The sequence below is a fragment of the Klebsiella sp. A-Nf5 genome, assembly GCF_002810545.1.
Classification (GTDB): domain Bacteria; phylum Pseudomonadota; class Gammaproteobacteria; order Enterobacterales; family Enterobacteriaceae; genus Klebsiella; species Klebsiella variicola.
Genome location: NZ_PIOG01000284.1, coordinates 1 through 610 on the forward strand (window position 1 = coordinate 1; position 610 = coordinate 610).

Below are 610 nucleotides of genomic sequence, written 5' to 3' on the forward strand. Positions count from 1 at the left end.
GGCAAGATAGCCTTTATTGCGTCGGGTAACCGCCACCCACATCAGGGCAGAAAAATAGATCGTTCCCCCCAACCACAGGCCATAGAGATATAAACGCTGAGGATCATTGAGCGCGGCAGGTAACAGCGGCAGTGTATCCATTAAGCGGAACGGTGCGGACCACAGCAAGGAGACTAAATCCGGCGCCACAAAAGCCATCAACAACGCGAAAAAGAGAATGAGATATCTTAATTTCAGCGTCATTTATGGCTTACTCCGAATAATGGACCGGAATATCAGCGCCGCCACCCAGATAAAAATAATCAGTAACGCCGCAATATCAAACCATGCTGGACCAGAACCGTTGAGCCGGGCAAAACTGCGCGCCAGCCCCCCCATAATCAGCGTACTCATCAGCGCCAGCGCGCCATGCCAGGCAAACGAAGGAACGCTGCTGCGAATACTGCGCCACAACAGGGTTAACGGCCCCGGCCCGGTAGGTTGACGAGGTACGGCAGCGGCTGGCGCCCTGCGAGGCTGCCGCATTACCGGCGCGACCCGCGGGCGATCGGTTTCCGCTTGCTTACGCTGCTTTGCCTGTTTTATTCCCGCAACAACCTGTTTTTTCCGC

At 55.4% G+C, this 610-nt stretch carries 2 pseudogenes; both read right to left on the reverse strand.

Annotated elements, in window-relative coordinates:
* Window positions 1–243, reverse strand: a pseudogene (locus CWM53_RS29865) (energy transducer TonB); the annotation flags it as partial.
* Window positions 244–610 (reverse strand): annotated as a pseudogene (locus CWM53_RS29870) (DNA-binding protein); the annotation flags it as partial.